The organism is Oceanobacillus sp. FSL K6-0251 (assembly GCF_038004725.1).
Lineage (GTDB): Bacteria > Bacillota > Bacilli > Bacillales > Amphibacillaceae > Oceanobacillus > Oceanobacillus oncorhynchi.
This window is the reverse complement of sequence record NZ_JBBORS010000001.1, coordinates 2,787,014-2,809,051: the sequence shown is the minus strand read 5'-3', so window position 1 is coordinate 2,809,051 and position 22,038 is coordinate 2,787,014. Positions and strand designations below refer to the sequence as shown.

At 38.2% G+C, this 22,038-nt stretch carries 22 protein-coding genes; 11 read left to right on the top strand and 11 right to left on the bottom strand.

Going from position 1 to position 22,038, the window contains the following annotated elements:
* Positions 1-13 precede the first annotated feature (13 nt).
* Positions 14-1,045 carry a hypothetical protein gene (locus tag MKY45_RS14060; RefSeq protein ID WP_256704798.1) on the bottom strand — a complete coding sequence of 344 codons (1,032 nt, stop codon included), beginning with the start codon at positions 1,043-1,045 and terminating at the stop codon, positions 14-16.
* Between the two features lie 471 nt (positions 1,046-1,516).
* Here MKY45_RS14060 and sirA point away from each other — a divergent pair, with 471 nt between their 5' ends.
* From sirA to MKY45_RS14045, 3 genes are all read left to right on the top strand, one after another.
* Positions 1,517-1,975: a sporulation inhibitor of replication protein SirA gene (gene sirA, locus MKY45_RS14055; RefSeq protein WP_042534681.1), complete on the top strand. Its 459-nt coding sequence runs from the start codon at positions 1,517-1,519 to the stop codon at positions 1,973-1,975.
* A gap of 47 nt (positions 1,976-2,022) precedes the next feature.
* On the top strand, positions 2,023-2,250 hold the full coding sequence (locus MKY45_RS14050) for a YneF family protein (protein WP_042534680.1): 228 nt from the start codon (positions 2,023-2,025) through the stop codon (positions 2,248-2,250).
* A 294-nt stretch (positions 2,251-2,544) separates the two neighbouring features.
* Positions 2,545-2,691 (top strand): YjcZ family sporulation protein, encoded by a 147-nt coding sequence (locus tag MKY45_RS14045; RefSeq protein WP_084612989.1) that lies wholly within the window; start codon positions 2,545-2,547, stop codon positions 2,689-2,691.
* Positions 2,692-2,852: 161 nt separating this feature from the next.
* Here MKY45_RS14045 and MKY45_RS14040 read toward each other — a convergent pair whose 3' ends face one another.
* Both MKY45_RS14040 and MKY45_RS14035 read right to left on the bottom strand, forming a co-directional pair.
* Positions 2,853-4,493 carry a putative ABC transporter permease subunit gene (locus MKY45_RS14040; RefSeq protein WP_341173026.1) on the bottom strand — a complete coding sequence of 547 codons (1,641 nt, stop codon included), beginning with the start codon at positions 4,491-4,493 and terminating at the stop codon, positions 2,853-2,855.
* Positions 4,483-5,208 carry an ABC transporter ATP-binding protein gene (locus MKY45_RS14035; protein WP_042534678.1) on the bottom strand — a complete coding sequence of 242 codons (726 nt, stop codon included), beginning with the start codon at positions 5,206-5,208 and terminating at the stop codon, positions 4,483-4,485. Before MKY45_RS14035 ends, MKY45_RS14040 begins: the two co-directional genes overlap by 11 nt.
* Positions 5,209-5,557: 349 nt before the next feature.
* Between MKY45_RS14035 and map the strand changes: the two genes are divergently transcribed.
* Positions 5,558-6,310 carry a type I methionyl aminopeptidase gene (gene map, locus MKY45_RS14030; protein WP_042534677.1) on the top strand — a complete coding sequence of 251 codons (753 nt, stop codon included), beginning with the start codon at positions 5,558-5,560 and terminating at the stop codon, positions 6,308-6,310.
* Positions 6,311-6,367: 57 nt separating this feature from the next.
* Here map and nhaC read toward each other — a convergent pair whose 3' ends face one another.
* From nhaC to MKY45_RS14015, 3 genes are all read right to left on the bottom strand, one after another.
* Positions 6,368-7,732, bottom strand: coding sequence for a Na+/H+ antiporter NhaC (gene nhaC, locus MKY45_RS14025; protein ID WP_193064755.1), 1,365 nt, complete (start codon positions 7,730-7,732; stop codon positions 6,368-6,370).
* A 433-nt stretch (positions 7,733-8,165) separates the two neighbouring features.
* Positions 8,166-9,269: a putative lipid II flippase FtsW gene (gene ftsW, locus MKY45_RS14020; RefSeq protein WP_193064756.1), complete on the bottom strand. Its 1,104-nt coding sequence runs from the start codon at positions 9,267-9,269 to the stop codon at positions 8,166-8,168.
* A gap of 510 nt (positions 9,270-9,779) precedes the next feature.
* Entirely contained in the window at positions 9,780-10,661 is an 882-nt protein-coding gene (locus MKY45_RS14015) for a cation diffusion facilitator family transporter (RefSeq protein WP_042534673.1), read from the bottom strand.
* A gap of 329 nt (positions 10,662-10,990) precedes the next feature.
* Here MKY45_RS14015 and MKY45_RS14010 point away from each other — a divergent pair, with 329 nt between their 5' ends.
* Positions 10,991-11,227: an IDEAL domain-containing protein gene (locus MKY45_RS14010; protein WP_042534671.1), complete on the top strand. Its 237-nt coding sequence runs from the start codon at positions 10,991-10,993 to the stop codon at positions 11,225-11,227.
* A 655-nt stretch (positions 11,228-11,882) separates the two neighbouring features.
* Positions 11,883-13,193: an MFS transporter gene (locus MKY45_RS14005; protein WP_256704797.1), complete on the top strand. Its 1,311-nt coding sequence runs from the start codon at positions 11,883-11,885 to the stop codon at positions 13,191-13,193.
* Between the two features lie 54 nt (positions 13,194-13,247).
* On the opposite strand, the gene MKY45_RS14000 is transcribed toward MKY45_RS14005, so the two are convergent.
* Complete coding sequence (locus MKY45_RS14000; RefSeq protein WP_212929496.1) at positions 13,248-14,162, bottom strand: zinc dependent phospholipase C family protein; 915 nt, start codon at positions 14,160-14,162, stop codon at positions 13,248-13,250.
* Between the two features lie 162 nt (positions 14,163-14,324).
* Between MKY45_RS14000 and fumC the strand changes: the two genes are divergently transcribed.
* The gene (gene fumC, locus MKY45_RS13995; protein WP_256704796.1) at positions 14,325-15,710 is read left to right on the top strand and encodes a class II fumarate hydratase; all 1,386 of its coding nucleotides are present in this window, start codon (positions 14,325-14,327) and stop codon (positions 15,708-15,710) included.
* A 146-nt stretch (positions 15,711-15,856) separates the two neighbouring features.
* A complete protein-coding gene (locus tag MKY45_RS13990; RefSeq protein WP_040981996.1) occupies positions 15,857-16,051 on the top strand; it encodes an alpha/beta-type small acid-soluble spore protein in 195 nt (64 codons plus the stop codon).
* A gap of 73 nt (positions 16,052-16,124) precedes the next feature.
* Here the strand turns inward: MKY45_RS13990 and MKY45_RS13985 are convergent, their stop codons facing one another.
* On the bottom strand, positions 16,125-17,222 hold the full coding sequence (locus tag MKY45_RS13985; protein WP_042534664.1) for an ABC transporter ATP-binding protein: 1,098 nt from the start codon (positions 17,220-17,222) through the stop codon (positions 16,125-16,127).
* A 111-nt stretch (positions 17,223-17,333) separates the two neighbouring features.
* A complete protein-coding gene (locus MKY45_RS13980) occupies positions 17,334-18,233 on the bottom strand; it encodes a PucR family transcriptional regulator (protein ID WP_193064761.1) in 900 nt (299 codons plus the stop codon).
* Between the two features lie 164 nt (positions 18,234-18,397).
* On the opposite strand from MKY45_RS13980, the gene MKY45_RS13975 reads away from it, so the two are divergent.
* Positions 18,398-18,745: a YlbF family regulator gene (locus tag MKY45_RS13975; RefSeq protein ID WP_042534660.1), complete on the top strand. Its 348-nt coding sequence runs from the start codon at positions 18,398-18,400 to the stop codon at positions 18,743-18,745.
* Between the two features lie 62 nt (positions 18,746-18,807).
* Here MKY45_RS13975 and MKY45_RS13970 read toward each other — a convergent pair whose 3' ends face one another.
* Together MKY45_RS13970 and MKY45_RS13965 are read right to left on the bottom strand one after the other, a co-directional pair.
* The gene (locus MKY45_RS13970; RefSeq protein ID WP_042534658.1) at positions 18,808-18,993 is read right to left on the bottom strand and encodes a YhzD family protein; all 186 of its coding nucleotides are present in this window, start codon (positions 18,991-18,993) and stop codon (positions 18,808-18,810) included.
* 165 nt (positions 18,994-19,158) lie between these two features.
* Positions 19,159-19,392 (bottom strand): hypothetical protein, encoded by a 234-nt coding sequence (locus MKY45_RS13965; protein ID WP_175297069.1) that lies wholly within the window; start codon positions 19,390-19,392, stop codon positions 19,159-19,161.
* Positions 19,393-19,878: 486 nt separating this feature from the next.
* Between MKY45_RS13965 and MKY45_RS13960 the strand changes: the two genes are divergently transcribed.
* Together MKY45_RS13960 and MKY45_RS13955 are read left to right on the top strand one after the other, a co-directional pair.
* On the top strand, positions 19,879-20,775 hold the full coding sequence (locus MKY45_RS13960; protein ID WP_042534654.1) for an ABC transporter ATP-binding protein: 897 nt from the start codon (positions 19,879-19,881) through the stop codon (positions 20,773-20,775).
* Complete coding sequence (locus MKY45_RS13955; RefSeq protein WP_042534653.1) at positions 20,768-22,021, top strand: ABC transporter permease; 1,254 nt, start codon at positions 20,768-20,770, stop codon at positions 22,019-22,021. The genes MKY45_RS13960 and MKY45_RS13955 overlap by 8 nt, the downstream gene beginning before the upstream one ends.
* Positions 22,022-22,038 lie beyond the last annotated feature (17 nt).

Here is a 22,038-nt window from a genome sequence, read left to right as displayed (position 1 = left end):
TCTTTCGTATCTATTATAATTGTTGCTCGATAAAATGGATGATTTCTTTCCGTTCTTGTTCGGTGCAGGAAAACTGTTGCTCTATAGTTTCCAAATATTTTCCAGCCTTTTTCAGCTCTGCAACGCTTTTTTTCATATAGGATTTATAATGGTTATTTATTTTGTTAATTTCACCAGCATATTTCTCATCTGTTCCAGGCGTGACGGTTTCTTCGTATAAATCAATAACTACTTCCCCTTCTCTAGTTGGGAAAAATTCATGGGGATCAGTACTGTCAAATATACAAAAATCCAAATCTGGAACTAATACCATATCAATACTATTTGGATCAAAACTACAATGATAAATTTCAGTATCATAACCATATTCAATACAAGCACTCGCTACTTTTTTCATAAATGTTGACTTGCCTGTTCCAGCTCTCCCTTTTACATAAAAAACGCAGGATAGTTTTTCTGTAATATGAGGGACGACATTGACCGGACCATCTACAGTTGTGGTACCAAAAAGGCGGTGATACTCGTGGCCATCTTGATCCTTCTTCGATTGTCCTTCTAAGACTTCTTGAATAAACGTATCGGCAATTTCATTCGCCCGCTTAAAATTCATTTCTTTAATATAGATCTCTTCCAGATCATCATGTATGCGTAACCCTGTTTCCAAATGTTTATATGCTTTTTCTGTGTAGTGAATGAAGTTTTCTTCTAGTTTCTCTTTTCTTACCGAAATGTCTTGTGTAAATCGATTTAAATCCAGTTCGATTCCTTCACGCATATCATCTGGTATAATGGAATCATTTAAAAAAGCGAGTCCCTTTTCAGGTATAACCACACCATCCAAATAATGTTCACCCAACGCACTTTTTAACACTTCTACTTCATAGGTAGCTTCATATTTTGTGATTATATCTTTTAAAATTTTTGCTTTCACCGTTTGAGAAGAGTGTTTTAAACGAAAGATTTGCTGTATACGTTCTAAATTGGAAGGCAGTAAATTCACAAATCCCACCGCTGTATTTGCCGTAACATAATAATAATTTCTCAAGAAGACACTTCCTTTTTGATTTGAAATTTTGGGCTTTTGTTTAATTAATTTATGCTGCTTCCCATTTTTGGTGAATGTAATTGGTTGTTTGATAGTGGATCAATACCAAAATCAATGGTTGACAGACAGTAGTTAAATTGATAGTGGTAACCGCTGCGGAAAAATACTGCGCTAATTAGTCTCTTTACTCATATCTATTCATTAATATCAACCATTGATTTTGGTGAAGAGCCTTGATAGTATAATTGTATCAATGATGATATGGAAAAAATGTTTCAAAAGAAATTCAAGTAGGGGAAAGCAGAAATCAAAAATCAGCAGATTGACAGACTTCTCTTAAATTCCTGAAAGAGAAAAGTAGACGCCAAGTTTTCTTTATTGTTTCGACAAAAGAAGTTGTTCTTTGCACACTATTATGACAACTTTCGGAAATAGATTCCTCTATAATGATAGTCAAAGGGGGAATACGTGATGAATGAATACGCAATTTATTGGATAGAAGAAAATGTAGCAAAAAATTATTATCATAAAAGTGATTTATTACATCGTTTCTTTTTAGAATGTGCTGAAAAAGAGGACGAAGTAATAATTAGAAAGCAATTTCGATTTATCACTCGAAAAATCCATTTTTACAAGTTTGCTATGCATTTAAAGACGTTTTCTTCGCCGGATATTTATGTGAAACGAATTGGAAATAGAGTGCTTGTAAAAAAAGGAGAAGAATCACTCTGCTTATATATTGAAAATGGGGAATTGATTTTAAGGTGTCGCCATTTAGCCGTTGCGGTATCACTGCTTTTTCCTATATTAGAAGATATTCATCCTTATTTCTTTGTCCAAGGAAAAGATACACCACAATATGGATGGATTTCTCCTAAATCTATAAAAGAGCTCAATGATGAAAGTCAAGTGTTGTATAATTTCCTCTAATCTAATATACTGTATTAGAGACAACACGAAGGAGGAAATTTTGTAACATGAGTACGATATGGGTAGTATTAATTGCAATTGCAGCTTTAATTGCTGGTGTTGCTCTTGGATTTTTCATTGCTAGAAAATATATGATGAACTACTTGAAAAAGAATCCGCCAATAAATGAGCAAATGCTTCGTACATTGATGATGCAAATGGGCCAGAAGCCGTCACAGAAGAAAATTAATCAAATGATGCGGGCGATGAATAATCAGAATCAGTCTGGGAAATAATTGATAATTATTTTATGGACAAGCACTAAAACCACTTTTTAGAAGGTGGTTTTTCTTATTGGTCAAAATTTTTTTCAGCATAGTAAAAATTTAAATTGTGCAGGATCAAAGTGCTCGGGTTTAGAAGCGCTTTGTCAGTATACATAGGATGTGCGGACACGTTGGAATCAGTATATGGTCATCCAGGTAAAGCTTAACGAAGGGGAGTTTTTCAAAAAAAATAGTCATTCGCCTTCCCAATTTGAATGAAGCTGCATAAGTTAAAGTAGTTCGAATAGAGGAGGTTATATACACATGGGTAGAGAAGAATGTTGTGATAATCGTCAAAGCTTTGGCTCAGCGGGCTTTGCGTTATTAGTTGTGTTATTTATTTTGTTGATTATTATTGGAACAGCATACTCCGGCGGCAACCAGTGCTACACGGGTGGCTACTACTGTTAATGATTAAAAAACCTGGTATTCGTGAAAGGGATTTCGATAAGCGGGCTTCTGCTTTCAAAAATCTCTTATGCACTGGCGCCCAAGCCTTTGCTCGAATGCCCTATTTGCTGAAAAACAAGAAGACGTCCTGGCGGATGAATTGCCAGGGCGTCTTTTTTCAATTAGTTTCCCAGGTTTTGCAATGTTTTTAACGATACTTTTTTACGTAAATAAATGTGTGCTATATCGGTAACAATGAACGTGGAAAGCAGTAAAATAAGCATAATCAGATAAACATTCGTTATATTCATATTCCAAAGAATAATCGTTATCATCCCGAAAAGAGCAATTTGTCCAAGCGAAATAAAGAAAGGGATGAATCTCCCTTTAAATAATTCCTGTTCGTCTGTCCAGTGAAGCTTTGGATGATAGACATCAATAAAGAAGTTAATCACGACGGCTAACCAATTATACAACAAGGTAATTCCTATCCAGCCAATGAATATATGAATTGGAATGTTTACATAAATGCCGACACCAATAAGCAATAAAAACGGCAGCATAGACATAAGATAGGCAACATATAATTTTGCGTTTATCAAATGCTGAAATGGTATTGGCAAAAATAAATTTAATTTTATGCTTGCTCCTTCTCTGGAAATAGCAGTGGAGGCTGTAACATTGGTACTTAATAAAAAAATCGATATCATAAATAAGGTCAGAAAAAGATTTTTTTCTGGTGCAGCAGAGACAAGTGCTGCCAGATCATTTCCCATATCCAAAAATAGAATCACCGTTATAAATACCGGGAAAAATAATGCCTGAATGACACACTGCATTAGAAAAGCAGGGGTGCGAAAAATCATTTTAAATTCCTTCAGCAGATATGTTTTTAAAATTGAACGCTGCTGTGTTAATTTTTGAGATGCTTTAGCTGATAAATTTCCTTTGCTTCCCGAACTCATTCCCCGGACACCCTTCAAATAAAATCGCTGTCCAGCCCAAATAAATAAGAGAACACAAAGGATAAACACAGCCAGAAGTGCAAGCAGGAAAAGAAGACCGGACCAATCAGCCGCAAAATGGAGACTGCCTGCTCCGAAATAAGCCGGTGGAAAGATTATGGTTATCATTCGCAGTAATCCTTCTTGCTCCTGCATATAGGTCGTAAACGTATCAAGCATTGCCGCATCGTCCATGTTGAGACGAACAAGTACGTTAACGAGAATAACAAATAGTAAGGAACCGATACCCATAAAGATTTTGGAGCGATCCTTGTTTTTGGCGATATTGACATAACGCATGATAAACATCAGGATAACCGCTACAAGACTAAATGGAATAATTGGAAAAATGATAAACAAAATGAAGCCATAGACATAAAATAGAATAGGCGCACTGCTGATACTTCCATACATAAATAAAAATGGCAGAAATAAAAGTGCTGCAATGCCATAATTATAAATTAGCGGATTTGCTGCTTTGCCAACCAATAATTGATAAGGATGTACCGGCAGTGGAATATAAGCTGTAATATCATCAGAAAAATAAAAAGCAGATAAAATCATAATAAATGAAAGAAAAAACAGGATAGCTGCAATAAAAAGCAATGCCAAACCGAGTAGCATACTTTCCTGGTTTACTTCAGCCAGCATGTGATAAGCATGTGTAACCATAGAATGTATTCCTTGCATAAGCATAATAAAAAATGGAATAAGAATCAGGGAAACAATAATATAAATCCATGTATTACTTTGTTTGCCTGCTGAAGAATACTGCATTCTTAACATTATTTTTGTAATTGTCCATGTATTACGCATCATTGGTTAGCTCCAAAAATACATTTTCCAGAGATTGGTCGGTTTGATATTCTGCCTGCAGTTCATCAATTGTTCCATAAAATAAAAGCTCTCCGTGATTAATAATTGCCACTTCATCACAGAGCTGTTCTACGACCTCCAGGCCATGGCTGGAGAAGAAAACCGTATTTCCTTTATCAGCGTGCTCCCGCATCATTTGTTTTAAAGCATAGGACGATTTTGGATCCAGACCAGTTAATGGTTCGTCTAAAATCCAAATATCCGGATCGTGCAGCAGTACAGAAGTAACCATTATTTTTTGCCGCATTCCATGAGAGTAACTCTGAATATAATTTCCCAAGGCATGGTCGATTGAAAATTGTTTTGTATAATAGGCTATCTTTTCCTGCCGCACGTCCTCAGGAACCTGATAAATATCAGCAATAAAATTAAGGTATTCCAAGCCTTTTAGCCTCAGAAAAATATCAGAACGGTCTGGAACAAATCCAAAAATCTCTTTTGCCTTTAAGGGCTCTTTATCAATATCAATGCCATTTAAAGTAATTGTTCCTTTATCGATGGGTAAGATACCGGTCATCATATTGATTGTGGTAGATTTCCCAGCGCCATTTGGTCCAAGAAAGCCGACGATTTTTCCATCTGGGATGGTCAATGATAAATCTTGGATAATATGATGATGTCCATCAAAGCTTTTATTGATTCGAGAAATTTCTATCATCCAAAAACCTCCATTTCTACACTTATATTAGAAATTGTATTGTCAGGTAAATATAAACTTATCGTAACATGCGGCTGCATTTTCACAAAATTAATTTCCCATCTTTAAGAAATAAAAGGCATTTTCTTTTCGAAGGTGATTGGATTTATCACCTTGCAAATAATAGCCAGCAGTATGGTTTCTTTTTAAAAAATGAGCAATGCTCATACAAGCAAAGGTAAGATACTGTTCGTTTCAGAAAGGTTGTGTTAGAATTTACAATGGACTCTGGGTATGAAACCTCATTTAATATTTAATGGATTTCTTATAAAGTATCGTGTATATAGAAGACAGAAAGGAAGAAGAATGAATGATAACAAGAAAAAGTAAGCGGGAAGTTCAGCAAATGCAGGAAGCAGCTGATTTGCTGGTAGCCACACATAAAGAAATCGCAAAACGGATTAAACCGGGCGTAACAACACTCGAATTGGACGCATTTGTAGAAAGATTTTTAGAAGAGCATGGAGCAACGCCGGAGCAAAAAGGCTATAATGGCTATCCTTATGCGATTTGCGCTTCTTTAAATGATGAAATTTGTCATGGCTTTCCAACAGATAGACCCTTAGAAGACGGAGATATTGTAACTATTGATATGGTTGTTAATTTAAATGGAGGCTTGGCTGATTCTGCGTGGACATATGCTGTCGGCAATGTAGACGAAAAAGGACAGAAGCTGATTGAAGTAACGAAGGAAGCATTGTACAAAGGTCTTGCTCAGGCAAAGCACGGCAATCGTTTGGGTGACATAGGCCACGCGATTCAATCGTATGCGGAGGCGGAAGGTTTTTCTGTTGTGCGAGATTTTACCGGCCATGGAATCGGACCGACGATTCATGAAGATCCGCATGTACCACATTACGGACTGCCAAATAAAGGCATTCGTTTAAAAGAGGGAATGGTTATTACGATTGAGCCAATGATCAATGAAGGCGACTGGCGCAGCAAGATGGATGATAATGGCTGGACTGCAAGAACGGTTGATAAAGGACGCTCCGCCCAGTTTGAGCATCAAATCGTTGTTACAAAGGAAGAGCCGATTATTTTAACAGAGCAGGATAAATAATAAAAATACTCCCTAATGTGTGAGCATGAAATTTCGCATTAGGGAGTATTTTTTCGATTATTTTTTCGCTGTTCGGGCTCCAAATAAAATAGTAATCACGGGACTTAACAGGCAGAAAAATGCAAACGGCAGGTAGGTCAGTACAGGAATGCCTAAGACATCTGCGATAAACACTCCGCATACGCTCCAGGGAACAAGCGGATTAATTACTGTTCCTGCATCTTCCAACGTACGGGATAATGCTTTTTTCGTTAGCCCGGCTCTTTCATAAATTTGCTGAAATGTTTCGCCGGTTAACAGAATTGATAAATACTGCTCCCCGATAAAAACATTCACCCCAATTGCCGTCCCTGCAGTGGAAGCGATGATGGACCTTGTTCTTTTAAGTCGTTTTTGCAGTGCTTCTAAAATGGCCGGCAAAATACCAGTAACAAACAATAATCCGCCAAAGCTTAAAGCGAGAAGTACAAGGGCGATCGTGAAGAACATGCTTTCCAGACCGCCTCTTGTAATTAATTCATTAACAGGATCAAAATCAGAATTTCCAGTATAGCCGCCAAACCAGATAGCAGGAATAGCGCTTAAAGGAAATTTATTAACAGCAATCGCAATGATACTGGCAACGACACTGCTTATAGATAAAGATAAGAAAGCAGACAATTTAAAAATTGTACAGCCAATCAATACTATCAATGGGATCCAGGAACTCCAATGTATCAATCCTGTTCCTTGTAATGCCTCCTGATACTGTGCAATATTATTGCTGGCATGGGAGCCACTTGGTGATAGTATTGCAAAAGCAATAAACGAAATAATAAATGCAGGAATCGTTGTTAAACTAATATGTTTAATATGTTCAAATAAATCGACACCGACGATCGTTGAAGCAAGGTTGGTTGTATCAGATAATGGAGACATTTTATCACCAAAGAAAGCTCCGGAAACAATTGCTCCTGCTGTAATCGCCAAAGAAGCGTCCATCGCCCCGGCCATTCCTATCAGAGCAACGCCGACAGTTGCAGTAGTAGTCAGGGAGCTTCCTAAAGAGATACCAATAATACCGGTAATAGCAAAAACAACCGCATAAAACCATGTAGTTGAGATAAGAGATAAACCAGTTGTCATCAAGACAGGAATGGTTCCGCTTATCATCCAGCTGCTGATTAGAATACCAATTACAAAGAATAAGAATACCGCTCCCATTGCAGAACCGGCTCCTAAGCCCATCGCCTTTTGCAGAGATTGGTAAGTGATTTTATTCCATAATCCATAACCAACCAAAATAAATATAGCGATAAGGATAGGTATATGCGGCGCGGCTTCCAGTCCAATCATAAAAAAGCTGATAATCCCCACAAGCAGGATGAGGAAAACGACGGAAACAAGTAATGAAGGGTGATGTTTTGCTTTAATTGAATTCATTTTTAATTACCTCCTTGGCTTTGCATATGTATAAGATATGCCTATTTTTCTATAAGAAATGTAAAAAGCTGCAGCATGATCGTTTTAAACCAATAAAAAAACTCCGCCCCTATAGAAAGGGACGAAGTAAATCTCCGCGTTACCACCCTAGTTGATGCACATTAAGTACATCCGCTTGATTTCAGTGACAGGTTTTAAAATAAAGCCTGTAATTCAACTATTATATACCAAGGTTTGCACCAGCCACCTTGTCTCTAAATAACTGTCATATAATAATCTACTGCGGACTTTTACTGTCAAAACGATTGAATTGTTAATAATGACTATACAATTAATTTACTTGAATTGTCAATAAGAGATTCAAATAATTGCTATTTACGTATCTATTTTTTGAGAACAATAAGTGTACATAATGCCTTTTTCAAAAGTTGACTTAGCTTTCTCTTTTCGCAGACAAATTCACAAGAATTCCGGCACAAACCATCATTATAATAATGGAAGAGCCTCCATAGCTGACGAATGGTAATGTTACTCCCGTTATCGGTAACATACCAGAAATCGCTCCTAAATTAATCACTGCCTGAATCATAATCAGAAAAGTGATTCCTATTGCCAGTAATTGATAAAAGGAATTGGACAGCTGTTTGGCGATGAAGATACCTCTAAACAGGATAATCATATAGCAGGCAAGAACTATCAGTAAGCCTGCTGCTCCGAGCTCTTCTATCGTAATTGCCATAATAAAATCGGTATGTGCTTCTGGGAGATAGCCGAGCTTTTGTGTACTGTTACCTATTCCGTTTCCCATTAATCCGCCGCTATTGATTGCAAGCAAAGAATTTGCAAGCTGGTAGCCATTCTCTGAAAACTCCTCAAACGGCTGCCTGAAGGAAGTCAAACGATTCAAACGATAGGCTGAGCTTAGGGCGAAGTAAACCGTACCTACAGCAGCAACACTTCCCAATAAAAAAATATGCCGTTTTTTTACACCACTGCATGTAACAATAATTCCGCAAGCGGCCAAAATAATTCCGGCTGCTCCTAAATCAGGCTGTGATAAAATGAATAAAAAAACAAGCAGCAAGATGATGACCGGAGGCAGGACGCCATGTACGAAATGGTTGATATACGACTGTTTTTTTGCATAAATCGAGGCAAAGTAAATGACCATGGATATCTTCACCACTTCTGACGGCTGAAATAAAAATCCGCCAATCGCAATCCAGCGCTGGGAGAAGTTGCGTTCTACTCCTATATTTGGTATTAAAACAGCTATTAGCAGAATTAACGAGAGCATTACAAGCGCGGGACTCCATCTGGCATATAGTGCAGGGTTTATTAACGCAGCCAAGGTAAAGAAGGCTATGCCGATTAAGAGCCATTGCAGCTGTTTTACAAAAAAGTAATTTCCGCTATCATAGTACATTTGTCCAATTGGAAAGCTTGCACTGTATACCATCAACAGTCCAAAAATTGATAAAATACCTACCGCAGCAATTAACAAAAAGTCCATTTTCTTCACTTTTGCCCAAAGCATATTCTCATCCTAACTATATAAAAATCATGCATGAATGCTCTTTTTTGAGAACAGTTCATGTTTGCCTCCCATAATTGAATATTGCCGGCCAGGCTGATTATTATTGAAATACTTAAAAATCATGGTTTTCGGTAATTCCTATTAAATATACTAGGGATGTTGACAATTCGTCAAATTACGCAGCGTTTTTCTCCTGGATTGTAATAAATAGAGTACGTGAAAGGAGGTTGAAAATACTTGTTCGTGATATGAGGACTTTACTTGAACTAGAAGGAGGATTCATAATTAGTTAGTATTCACTGTCAGGGGTAGAAGGGGGAAGAAGAGGTAAAAAACGAATGATAACTTTGACGACAGGAACAACAGAGAAATTTTCCTGTTATCGACATTGGACGAAATTATTTTGACAGAGGAGCAAATGTAGCTTCATTTTATAAAAAAGGAAAATACAAATATTAAAATGAACCATTCTCTAAGGATATAGAAAATGGTTCATCTTGTTTCTGAAGTTTACTTTTTATTTTCTTCATAAGGTTCAATATGAATCAATGCGTGATTTATTCCGTATTCTTTGTAAAGATACTCCTCAATATGCTCTGTGATAGCATGGCTGTCAACAACATTTAAGGTGGGATCCACTAAAATAGTTATATCTAAAAGCTCTTGATTGCCGTGAATACGGCCTTTAATATCAACAACCTCCCGTACATTTTTAAAGGTGCGGATAGCTTCCTTCATTTCATCTAATTTCTTATAATCAAATCCATCTGTCAGCGTAACCGTAGAATCTTTAAAAATATCCCATGCTGTTTTGCAGATGATTAATCCGACCAATATCGCTACAATCGGATCTAACCAAAATAGTCCGAATTGGGCTCCGATAATGCCGATAAATACGCCAATACTTACAAAAGCGTCTGAACGGTTATCCATTGCTGCCGCATAAAGTGCACTGCTTCCGATTTTTTTGGACAGTTTTAAATTATAACGGAAGACACCCAGCATAACCAATGCAGCGAATATAGCTACCCAGGCTGTCAGCATATCAGGCTGTTCATAATCGGATGCATAAAGTGTCCGGCCTGCAGTAAATATGACTTGAAGGCCGATAAACATCATAATAAAAGCGGCAAATAGAGAAGCGATACTTTCTGCACGGTAATGGCCGTAGCGGTGGACGGAATCTGCAGGTTTGACCGCTATTTTTAATCCGACTAATACAGCAACGGAAGCAATAATATCGGTAAAGTTATTTAAACCGTCAGCGCGCAGCCCTTCTGAATTTCCGATGGAGGCAATATAAAGCTTTAAAATGGCTAAAAAGATATAAGCGATGATGCTGAGCCAAGCTCCTTTTTCCCCGGTTTTTAAGTTTTCATTATGATTATTCATCTTTAATCCCACCATATTCTAAAATTAACTAGATATCTCCATACCATATTCAAGTTAGCTTATATAGTCTATCAAATCACTTACTGGTGGGTCTAGAGAAAAATAACAGACCACAGGAAGAGTTATTGAGAATTGTAAGCATATTTTCCTTTGGGAAACAATCATTGCTATGGCAGTATTTATTGTTTCTTTTTATATATAAAATGATTCAGAAAATAAGGTGCTTGCATAGATGAAAATAAATAAGAAAAAAATGGATAATATTTATAAGTTGAAATTTATTGAAAGTTTGTGCATAATGGGTAAAAGGCTTTAAGGGGGAAACTTCCATGAAACAAGAAAAAGTCGTATACCGTTTTTTTCAGTATGTAGGAGAACCGTTAACAGCACGAAAAGAAATGGCATTTGAAGAGAAGCTTGCTGCTCAATTATTATTGGACGAACTTGTATTTAAATGGAACAAATCTCATTTAGAAGAAGAAATAAATCAAGCCATTGAAACAAATAATTATGTAGATTTTAAAAAATATAGTGAAGCTTATAAACAATATGTGTGGGAAGATTAACTATAAAGGTATAGGTGCCTGAGACCAAGTGCGCCTATACCTTTTTTTAGGAATAAGAAACCTTATAAAAGTTGAAGGTAGTCGATTCAATGGGTTTCATGGGGTGAGTAATCTTAGGCCCCGAGAGTAAAAAAAGAAGTTTGCTTTTTTCTGCGAGGTCTTCCCGCTGGGACTGGGACTGCGATTACTCGTCCCACCGAAAACCATTGCGATTGCTCGCCCCATCAAAATCGTCGCTAGAATTAGCTTTATTTCTTTATAAGAAAGCTAATGAAACATATTTATTCTTAGATGGGAGCGGAGGGAAGTTGACTACTGCGGGAAAAGCAACAGGTGAAGACCCCGGAGGAAGCGGTTTTGTTCCGAGGAGGCTGAGCCGTTGCCCACGGAAAGCGACTTCCCGTAGCGGACATCTCTTCGACAAGGACACCGATGTTTTAAAGACCAAGCGGTATTCTTGTTTTTTTATTTGGAGTATGGCAGTTATCTTTTGCACGCTCCAAGTAAATAGCAGTTGTGAGAACATTCATGTCAGCATATACTGCATGCAGAAAAGACGGAATATAGGTTTTTTTAAGAAATAATATTAAATTAAAAAAATAGATAGGATTAACCAAATAAATCCATTATAATGCAAGTAAAGGAGGGGGATAAAGTGGACGCAAAATCGAGAAAGAAAATACAGCGCAGCTGGATGATGTACGATTTCGGGAATTCAGCTTTTGCAACAACGATGATGGCTGCAGTACTACCCGTTTATTATTCAACAGTTGCTGCATCTGGTCTGGATGATCATTTAGCAACAAGCTATTGGGGATATTCACAATCTATCTCTGTGCTGATTGTAGCTATTCTTGCACCGATACTTGGTGCCATCAGTGATTTTTCAGCAGCAAAGAAAAAATTTCTTCGTTTTTTCGCATTTATGGGGATTATTGCAAGTATTTTAATGATCTTCATCAGTGAGGGAGATTATTTACTGGCCTCTTTATTATTCATTATTGGTTCGATTGGATTTTCGGGCGGTAATATTTTTTATGATGGATTTTTACCGGAGATTGCTGAAAAAGAAGAGATGGACAAAGTATCATCAGGCGGTTTTGCCTATGGATATATTGGAGGCGGTATTTTATTAGCTGTTAATGTGATGATGATATTAAACCCATCCTGGTTCGGGATTTCTGATACAGAATGGGCAACCAGAATTTCGCTTGCTTCTGTAGGTATCTGGTGGCTGATTTTTACGATTCCGCTCCTGAAAAATATAAAAGAAGAGAAAAAAGAGAAAGTAAAGCGGGAAAAATCATATATAGCCATTGGTTTTTCCAGAGTCGGAAACACCTTCCGGGAGATAAAGCAATTTAAACAGCTGGCTATTTTTCTGATTGCATTTTGGCTTTATAATGATGGAATTTCTACCATCATCCGAATGGCAACTGTTTATGGAAGTGAGATTGGGATTGGTCAGAATGATTTGATTATTGCCTTATTGATTACCCAATTTGTCGGCATACCATTTACCTTCTTTTTCGGTTGGCTGGCAACAAAGATTACAGCAAAGAAAGCATTATTTATCACATTGTACATCTATTTAGGAATAGTCATTATTGGTTATTTTATGAGCACTGCTCTTCATTTTTATATGCTGGCAATTATTGTAGGAATGGTTCAAGGAGGAGCACAATCATTGAGCCGCTCCATTTTTGGACGTATGATACCAACTGGAAAGCATGCGGAGTTTTTTGGATTTTATGGTATTTCATCCAAGTTCGCGGCAGTAGTCGGCCCATTTATATTTGCGCTTATTGGACAATTGACGGGAAACAGCCGCTTAGGCATTTTATCGCTTATTTTCTTCTTTATTATCGGAATCATTCTCTTGAAATTCGTGGATATTGATAAAGGAATAGAAGAGGCAAGGAGAGCTTCGAATAAAAAAGAGGAAGTCAACGTACGCCCGCAATAAAGATAAGCACATGCTGAGAGGAGTCTTGAACCAAAGAGCATGTGCTTCTTTTTCTTATATAATTGGTACACTAAAGCGGTTTATATCATGATTCGCTACAGGTGTGCCGGTATCATATGAAATATTGCCGATACGGCGGATAAGCTGCGCTTTTACTGATTCTCCGCCTTCATTCCAATAATCCGTAACCAAAGGAAGCAGGCTGACAGCATCATTTAATGCATCCGTATATAACTCTGCAAAGCTTTCCTCCCGTTTTTCTCCAGTAGCTGCATGCACCCACAGCTTATTTTCTTCATTAAGATAATCGATATTTTCATGGATGGGCTGATGAGAATAAGAACTGATAAAAGCTTTTAAGATTTTATTTTTCCAGCCGCCCGGGTCTGCAAAAAGTTTTTGAGCAGTAATCATATCCTGGTAAGCAATCTGAATATCCTTCGTCTGAAAAGATAATTCGGGGTGAAACCTGCGGATAGCATCATCTAATATGTATAAAATGGATACAGGCAATGTGTCACCAACATTGATTTCTGCATATGCCGCATGCTTCCACAGTTCCATTTTACGTGTGTCTAAAGCCATTTTCGTATCAATAAGGGTTTCCAGCTTTTGGTGTTTACTGCCCTGATACCCGGCCCGGTAATGGATATAAGGGTGTGTATGACGGTCCAGCAGATGGTGGGTGATAAAACCTGCCACATAGGCTTTTACTTCATCAGACCCTTCCTGAGCCTGTTCAATCAGGTATATTAGAAAAGGGCCGCATTCTTTTGTGTGCAATGTGTTGCCGATTTCCTGTCCGGTCTTTTGACTGGAAAGCCATGGCCAGAATCGGTAATAAAAGAAAGGGTCAGGTCCTTGAGCGCCTAGAAAGAGAGCATGTCTGGAAGGGGAATGGTGGATATCCCAGGATAATGCATTGCAAGCATCTTCTGCGAAAAAAATATGTGTCCAGATATTCGGCATGATTTATTCTTCCTTTCTTCAATTCAATTGGTATACGTAAAAATAGCTGATATTCTCTGGAAATATGCTTATTCTTATCATATCATGAAAAAGAAATCGAAAAAAATCAAAAAATTTGATACACTAGATATGATTCGAGGAAAAGTTCAAGGAGGAATTAGGATGGATTATCGTGTTGAAAAAGATACTATCGGGGAAATTAAGGTGCCGGCCGACAAATATTGGGGAGCGCAGACACAACGCAGTAAACAGAATTTCCCGATCGGTCAGGAAACTATGCCTGTCGAAATCATTAAAGCGTTTGCAATTTTAAAAAGAAGTACAGCTGTTGCCAACTTTGAACTGGGGTTAATGGAGGAAGAAAAAGCGGAAGCAATAAAATATGCTGCAGACCAAGTATTAGCAGATAAATTAAATGACCATTTTCCATTAGTAGTATGGCAAACAGGAAGCGGAACACAGTCAAATATGAATGTAAATGAAGTATTGGCGTATGTTGGTAATCAATGGCTTCAAGAGCAGGGGAGCGAGTTAAAACTTCATCCGAATGATGATGTAAATAAATCACAAAGTTCAAATGATACATACCCTACAGCGATGCATGTAGCAGCTGTATTGAAATTGGAAGATACCGTACTTCCTGCCGTGAAGCAACTCAAGGACACACTGGAAGAAAAACAAAATAAATTTACGGACATTGTAAAAATAGGGCGGACCCACTTGCAGGATGCAACACCATTGACGTTAGGCCAGGAAATCAGCGGCTGGCACCGGATGTTAGAAAAATCATACACCATGATTAAAGAGAGTAATGAACATCTGCGGGAGCTGGCTATCGGTGGAACAGCTGTCGGAACGGGTTTAAATGCACATCCGGATTTTTCAGAAAAGGTTTGTAAAGCTATTTCAGCATATACTGATAAAACATTTATTTCTGCTAAAAACAAATTCCATGCATTAACGAGCCATGATGAGACGGTTTATGCGCATGGGGCGTTAAAAGGTCTTGCTGCAGATATGATGAAAATTGCCAATGATGTACGCTGGTTAGCGAGCGGACCGCGTTGTGGTATTGGAGAAATTACGATACCGGCAAATGAGCCTGGAAGCTCGATCATGCCAGGAAAAGTAAATCCGACACAAAGTGAAGCCGTAACGATGGTAGCGACACAGGTGATGGGAAATGATGCGGCAATCGGATTTGCTGCCAGTCAAGGGAATTTTGAACTAAACGTCTTTAAACCGGTGATTGCCTATAACTTCCTGCAATCCAGCCAATTGCTGGCAGATAGCATTCTTTCCTTTGATGAGCGCTGTGCAATCGGAATTGAAGCGGACCTGGAGCAAATTGAGAAAAATCTGCATGGATCATTAATGCTGGTAACTGCTTTAAACCCGCATATCGGTTATGAAAATGCTGCAAAAATCGCCAAAACAGCATTTGCAGATAATGCAACATTAAAAGAGACAGCAGTTAGGCTTGGTTTATTGACTGCTGAACAATTTGATGAGTATGTAAGACCAGAGGAAATGACACATCCCAAATAAGCTTAGAAAGCAGTACTTTTGAATACGAACATGAAGCAATCAAAAAGCTGAATCCATGCATAGGGTTCAGCTTTTTTAATTTCCAAAAATTAGCTATCATAAGTTGGGCGAAACTGCAGAAGATACTTGTACAGGAGGTGATAATCATGGCAAACAACAATTCAAACCAATTAGTAGTGCCTGGAGTACAACAAGCTCTTGATCAAATGAAATATGAAATCGCTCAAGAATTTGGTGTAAACCTTGGTGCAGATTCAACTTCTCGTGCAAACGGTTCTGTAGGTGGAGAAATCACAAAACGCCTAGTGCAGACTGCTCAACAACAAATGCATGGTAAATAATTTTATTAAATAAAATATTACTGGCTAAAAAGGGGAACTTATAATGAGTTCCCCTTTACCAATATCTTCTGTCTTAACGTATCCGCTGTTCACTCTCATTATCAAAGAAGTGGACCTTATTCATATCAAAGGAAAGCTCTAATTCATCCCCGCCTTGAATATCTGCACGAGAATCGACGCGCGCAACAAATTCTTGATTATCGATACTGGAATAAAGAATAGATTCTGCTCCCATCAATTCCGCAACCTCAATTTTGGCTGTCAATTTAGACTCAGGAGAGGATTCTAAGAAGACTAATTCATCATGAATATCTTCCGGACGAACACCGATAGTCAGCTCTTTTCCTTCATAGCCCTGTTCTTTCAGCGGTGCAAGCTTTGGCTGCGGAATTAGGAAGGAATGGTCACCGATTTGGAACTTGTCTCCCTGCAATGTGCCAGTAAAGAAATTCATAGATGGAGATCCGATAAACCCGCCTACAAAAATGTTTTCCGGTAAGTCATACACATCCTTAGGAGCACCAACCTGCTGAATAACACCATCTTTCATTACAACGAGTCTTGTTGCCATTGTCATTGCTTCGGTCTGGTCGTGAGTCACATAGATAGTTGTGGTTTGCAGTCGCTGGTGCAGCTTTTGGATCTCTGCACGCATTTGCACACGCAATTTTGCATCCAGGTTAGATAAAGGTTCGTCCATCAGGAATACCTTGGCATCCCGGACAATCGCACGTCCTAAAGCAACACGCTGTCTTTGTCCGCCGGATAATGCTTTTGGTTTTCTGTCTAAGTATGCTTCTAATCCTAAAATTTTAGCCGCTTGATCAACACGTTTTTTGATTTCTTCTTTTTTAAATTTGCGAAGCTTAAGTCCGAATGCCATATTATCATATACATTCATATGAGGGTATAAGGCATAGTTTTGGAATACCATTGCGATATCGCGATCTTTTGGTGAAACATCATTCATTAATTTCTCATCAATATACAGTTCCCCGTCAGATATTTCTTCCAAGCCGGCAATCATGCGCAATGTAGTTGATTTCCCGCACCCGGATGGCCCGACAAATACAATAAATTCCTTATCTTGAATATGTAAGTTGAAATCTTTTACCGCTAATACATCCTTATCGTATTTCTTTTGAATATGATTTAATTTTAATTCTGCCATGATGACATCTCCTTAAAATGATTTAGTGTTAAAATAAAATGAAAGCGTTTTTCTTATGTTTTTAATTTTACTGAAAAAGCTGTAAAAACAATATGGAGATGTTGCACAAAATTATGACTGGATATTGTGCATATTTGCTAAAATGGCTAAATAAACGGTAAATGCATTATCAAACTGCTTGATATCAATGCCTGTACTTTCATAAAATTTATCGAGTCGATACTGCAGGCTGTTCCTGTGGATATATAAATTCTTTGCTGTTTCAGATACATTTAAATTACATTGAATAAACATTCGAATCGTTTCTAAAGCCTCCGGGTCTGTTAAAAACTCTTTCAAAACCCATTCACTTAATTGCTGCCGTTGCTTATGGGAAAGAATTTCAATAAGGAACGAAGGGTATACCTCGGTATAATCAATCACAGCTGTGTCCATTTTTCGAAAGCTTCTCTCTGCCATGGTGGTAATTTGCTCTATGCAGTCTGCCAAGTCTTTATCATTTTCTAAGTAGGGGCCGATGAAAAACATGATTTTCACATATAATTCACCTGTTAATGTATCGGCGATCTGGTGATAAGTGATGCCCTCCTCTAAAAAACTGGCCGGTTCCTCGATAATAAACCCTTCATTTGTATGATTCCATAATATAGATAAATCTCCTGAAAAAAATTCCTGTAACGTTTTTCTGAATACATTTGTATCAATCTGTCCTTGTTCGATTCGAAAAAAAATAAAACGGTAGCGCCCGGCTTTACCAAGGTTTGCGTCTTTTTGCCGGTGAATCCGTGCTTCCCACTGTTTTTCTTTAGGTGTTTGAATGGGCAACTGAACATGGTAAGAAGTAAGAAAAGTGCCCAGAAGGATTTTATCTCTGTCTGTTAATTCTTTATTATCAATACCGATAACGGTATTTTCCAGTTGGTACCACTTAAAATCAGGGTTTACTTCTTTCTGGTTTTTGGGAAGCTCTGTCAAACTGGGGTAAAGCTTCTTCAATCGTTGTAAATGCAATCGTATTCCTCCTTTTAAACTGAGATAGCAGTTCTATTGCATGCTGCTTTTATTATACTATGAAAATGCAGGATTTATTTTTTAATCCATTAAATAGATATGGCTATACATACGTTAACAGCTTTGTTATAGTAGCAAGAGACGATGAAGGAGGAGTTATATTAATGTCAAATTTACAAGAACAAGCAAATCAATTAGAACAAGCACTTCGTGAAAGCAAAGAATTTCAGGATTTAAAACAAGCTTATGAAGCAGTAATGTCTGACGAAATTGCAAAGCAAATGTTTGAAAACTTCCGTGAAACACAATTAAACCTGCAGGAAAAGCATATGCAAGGTCAAGATATTTCTGAAGAAGAAATTGAAAAAGCAAGACAAATCGTTGAGACGGTTCAACAGCATGATGCCATCTCAAAATTAATGGAAGAAGAGCAGAAACTAAACAATGTGATTAATGAAATCTCTCAAACCATTACAAAACCATTAGAAGAACTTTATGGTGCAGCTGAATAAAAAATGAACGGATACATCCCTGCCGCTGCTTTACCTTTTGCAGCAGCAGGGATTTTAACTTTTTAACGATGAAAGAGCACCAGCTTAGCATTTGGGCTGACACATCGATGTGTATGTTCAGCGTACCCCTCTTTATCCAGCTTTTCCTTTCCAATTTCCTTTGCTTCTGCATGCGTGGAAGCATCAAATTGTGTATCAAGCAGTTTTTCTCCTGATTGTGAAAATACCGTTAAATAATATGTCCCCATCGAATGACCTCCTCCAAAATGTAATCGCTTTACTCTAAATTATAAAACAGATGAAATACTTCTTGCAATAGTTATGAATTGGTATTCATTTTTTCTTGAAGAATAAGAAGTATATAAAAAATGCTGAATATAGCCGCTCCAACGGGTTTCATGGGGTGAGTAATCTTAGGCCCCAGAAATAAACTCCACTTTCCATGGGCCCGAGCTCATCTCCTCTAAAGAAGACTTAGCAATTGGCAAGCCGACAGGCGCAGACAGAGCTAAAGTCGCACTTATGCCCCGAGGGTGAAAAGAAGACTTAGCAATTGGCAAGCCGACAGGCGCAGACAGAGCTAAAGTCGCACTTATGCTCTGAGGGTAGAAAAAAAGAAATTCACTTTTTTCCTGCGGGGTCTTCACCCTGCGCATTCCCACAGGAGTCTCCGTGTATTTCTTCTGGGACTGCGATTACTCGTCCCATCAAAAAGCGTCGCTAGAATTAGCTTCATTTCTTTGAAAGAAAGCAAATAAAACATAATTCTTCTTAGATGGGAGCGGAGGGAAGCCGACTCCTGCGGGAAAAGCAACAGGTGAAGACCCCGCAGGAAGTGATTTTCTTCCGAGGAGGCTGATCCGTTGCCCGCGGAAAGCGACTTCCCGCAGCGGACATCGCTTCGGCGAGGACACTGGTGATTTAAAGACCAAGTGGTGCTCTTGGTTTTCTAATCATAATGATTTAGATAGAAGCGCCGGGGAGGTAATGATAGTAAACAGGATAGATATAATAAAAAAATGAAACGAATGGATATGTTTGTACGTATAACAAGTGGATGAATAAAAATTTGAAAAGTTATATGAACCTTTTGATTCGTTCAATTGTATAGTCAACAGAAGGGAGAGAAGTATGTGCTAAAGCTATCAAATGTCACAAAACGGTTTGGAAATCATACTGCAGTAAACAATTTATCTCTGGAAATTCCTGAAAGAGAAATGTTTGGGTTTTTAGGCGGAAACGGGGCAGGCAAAACAACAACATTTCGTATGATTCTCGGCCTGCTGGATAAAACATCCGGCGATATTACCTGGGACGGCGGCCCGATTTCTTATAATGAGAGTCATTTAATTGGGTATTTGCCGGAAGAAAGAGGGCTGTATCCGAAATTAACAGTGAAAGAGCAAATTATTTATTTAGGACGGCTGCGGGGAATGAAAAAACAAGAGGTTCTTAAAAAGCTGGATGAATGGCTGGAACGGTTTAAAGTACCGGAGTACTTAGATAAAAAAGTGCAGGAGCTGTCTAAAGGGAATCAACAGAAAATACAGTTTATTTCTGCCGTGATTCATGAGCCTAAACTGTTAATATTAGATGAGCCATTTTCTGGATTAGATCCAGTCAATGTAGAAATGCTGAAAAATGCTGTCAAAGATTTAAAAAATCAGGGGACGTCGATTGTTTTCTCTTCTCACCAGATGGAGCATGTCGAGGAAATGTGCCAGCATATCTGTATTCTGCAAAAAGGAACGCCAGTTGTTCATGGCTCCTTACGCGAAATCAAACACAGCTTTGGAAAGAAAAATCTTGATATCCGCGGTGATTTTTCAACAGAATTTTTAAAGAATTATCAAGGTGTGGCTTCTTATAAAGAACTGCCGGATGGATGTGCATTGCAGATTGAGGATGAACAAATTGCACAAGATATATTTTCAGAGCTGCAAGGGAAAGGCTTTGTCCGGAAATTTGAAATTGAAGAGCCTTCTTTAAATGATATCTTTATTGAAAAGGTAGGTGCTTCCTATGAATAAATTCTGGACGATTGTTGGTCATACGTATCTTTCGCGGGTAAAATCGAAATCATTTATTATTACCACGGCAATTACATTAGCTATCATTATTGGTTTTGCAAATATATCCTCTATTATTGATATGTTTTCAGGTGATGAAGAATCGGATCAAGTGCTTGTCATCGATGAATCCGGAATATACGGTGATTATTTGCAGGGGGAAGGGATAAGTGAAGGCGCCGGAATTGCCTTTGAGAATTTTGAAGGAACAGAGGAAGAAGCGAAGGATGCAGTCTCTGCTGAAGAATATGATGGCTTGCTTGTCATTGCTGCCGATGAAAATAATCTGCCCGAAGGAGACTATTATGCGAACCGTATTTCGGAAACGGGCGAACAGGTAGAAATTGAGCAGATTTTGCAGCAGCTGAAGGTGGTTGTTGGAACGCAGGAGGCGGGAATTGACCAGCAAACGTTAGATATGATTTATGCCCCGGTGAGCCTGCAGACAGAGCAGCTGGATGACAGTGCCAGAACAGCAGAAGAAATGAATCAATCTCGAGGTCTGGTATATGTCATGCTGTTTGTTCTGTATATGACCGTTCTTCTATACGGTCAGATGATTGCTACAGATGTTGCAACAGAAAAATCATCCCGCGTCATGGAGCTTCTTATCTCCAGTGCTCCGCCTATGATGCATATGTTTGGAAAGATTGTCGGGATTGCTTTGTTAGGATTGACACAAATGATTATCCTGCTGGGCGGAGGTTACTTTGCCATTCAAGCAAATCAAGATTCTGCAGCAGGGGAATTTTTTGAAGTAATGGGAATTATGGATAATGATCCGGTTATTTACATTTATGCAATTGTCTTTTTCCTATTAGGCTATTTCCTCTATGCAACTCTGGCGGCCATGCTCGGATCGTTAGTCAGCCGGATTGAGGATGTTAATCAATTGATTATGCCGATGACGATGCTGATTGTCATTGCCTTTGTCATTGCAATGACAGGTCTGGGTATGCCTGAATCAACATTGATTACGGTGACATCCTATATCCCATTCTTTACGCCGATGATAATGTTTTTACGTATCGGTATGCTCAATATCCCATTTTGGGAAATTGGTTTGTCTATCGGGATTATGATTGTAACGATTGCTTTGTTTGCTGCATTGGCAGCCCGCGTATACAAAGGCGGGGTACTGATGTATGGCAAATCAGGATCGTTAAAAGATTTTAAACGTGCCATCAATTTATCAAAAAAAGAATAGCTGTATGATTGATTTTA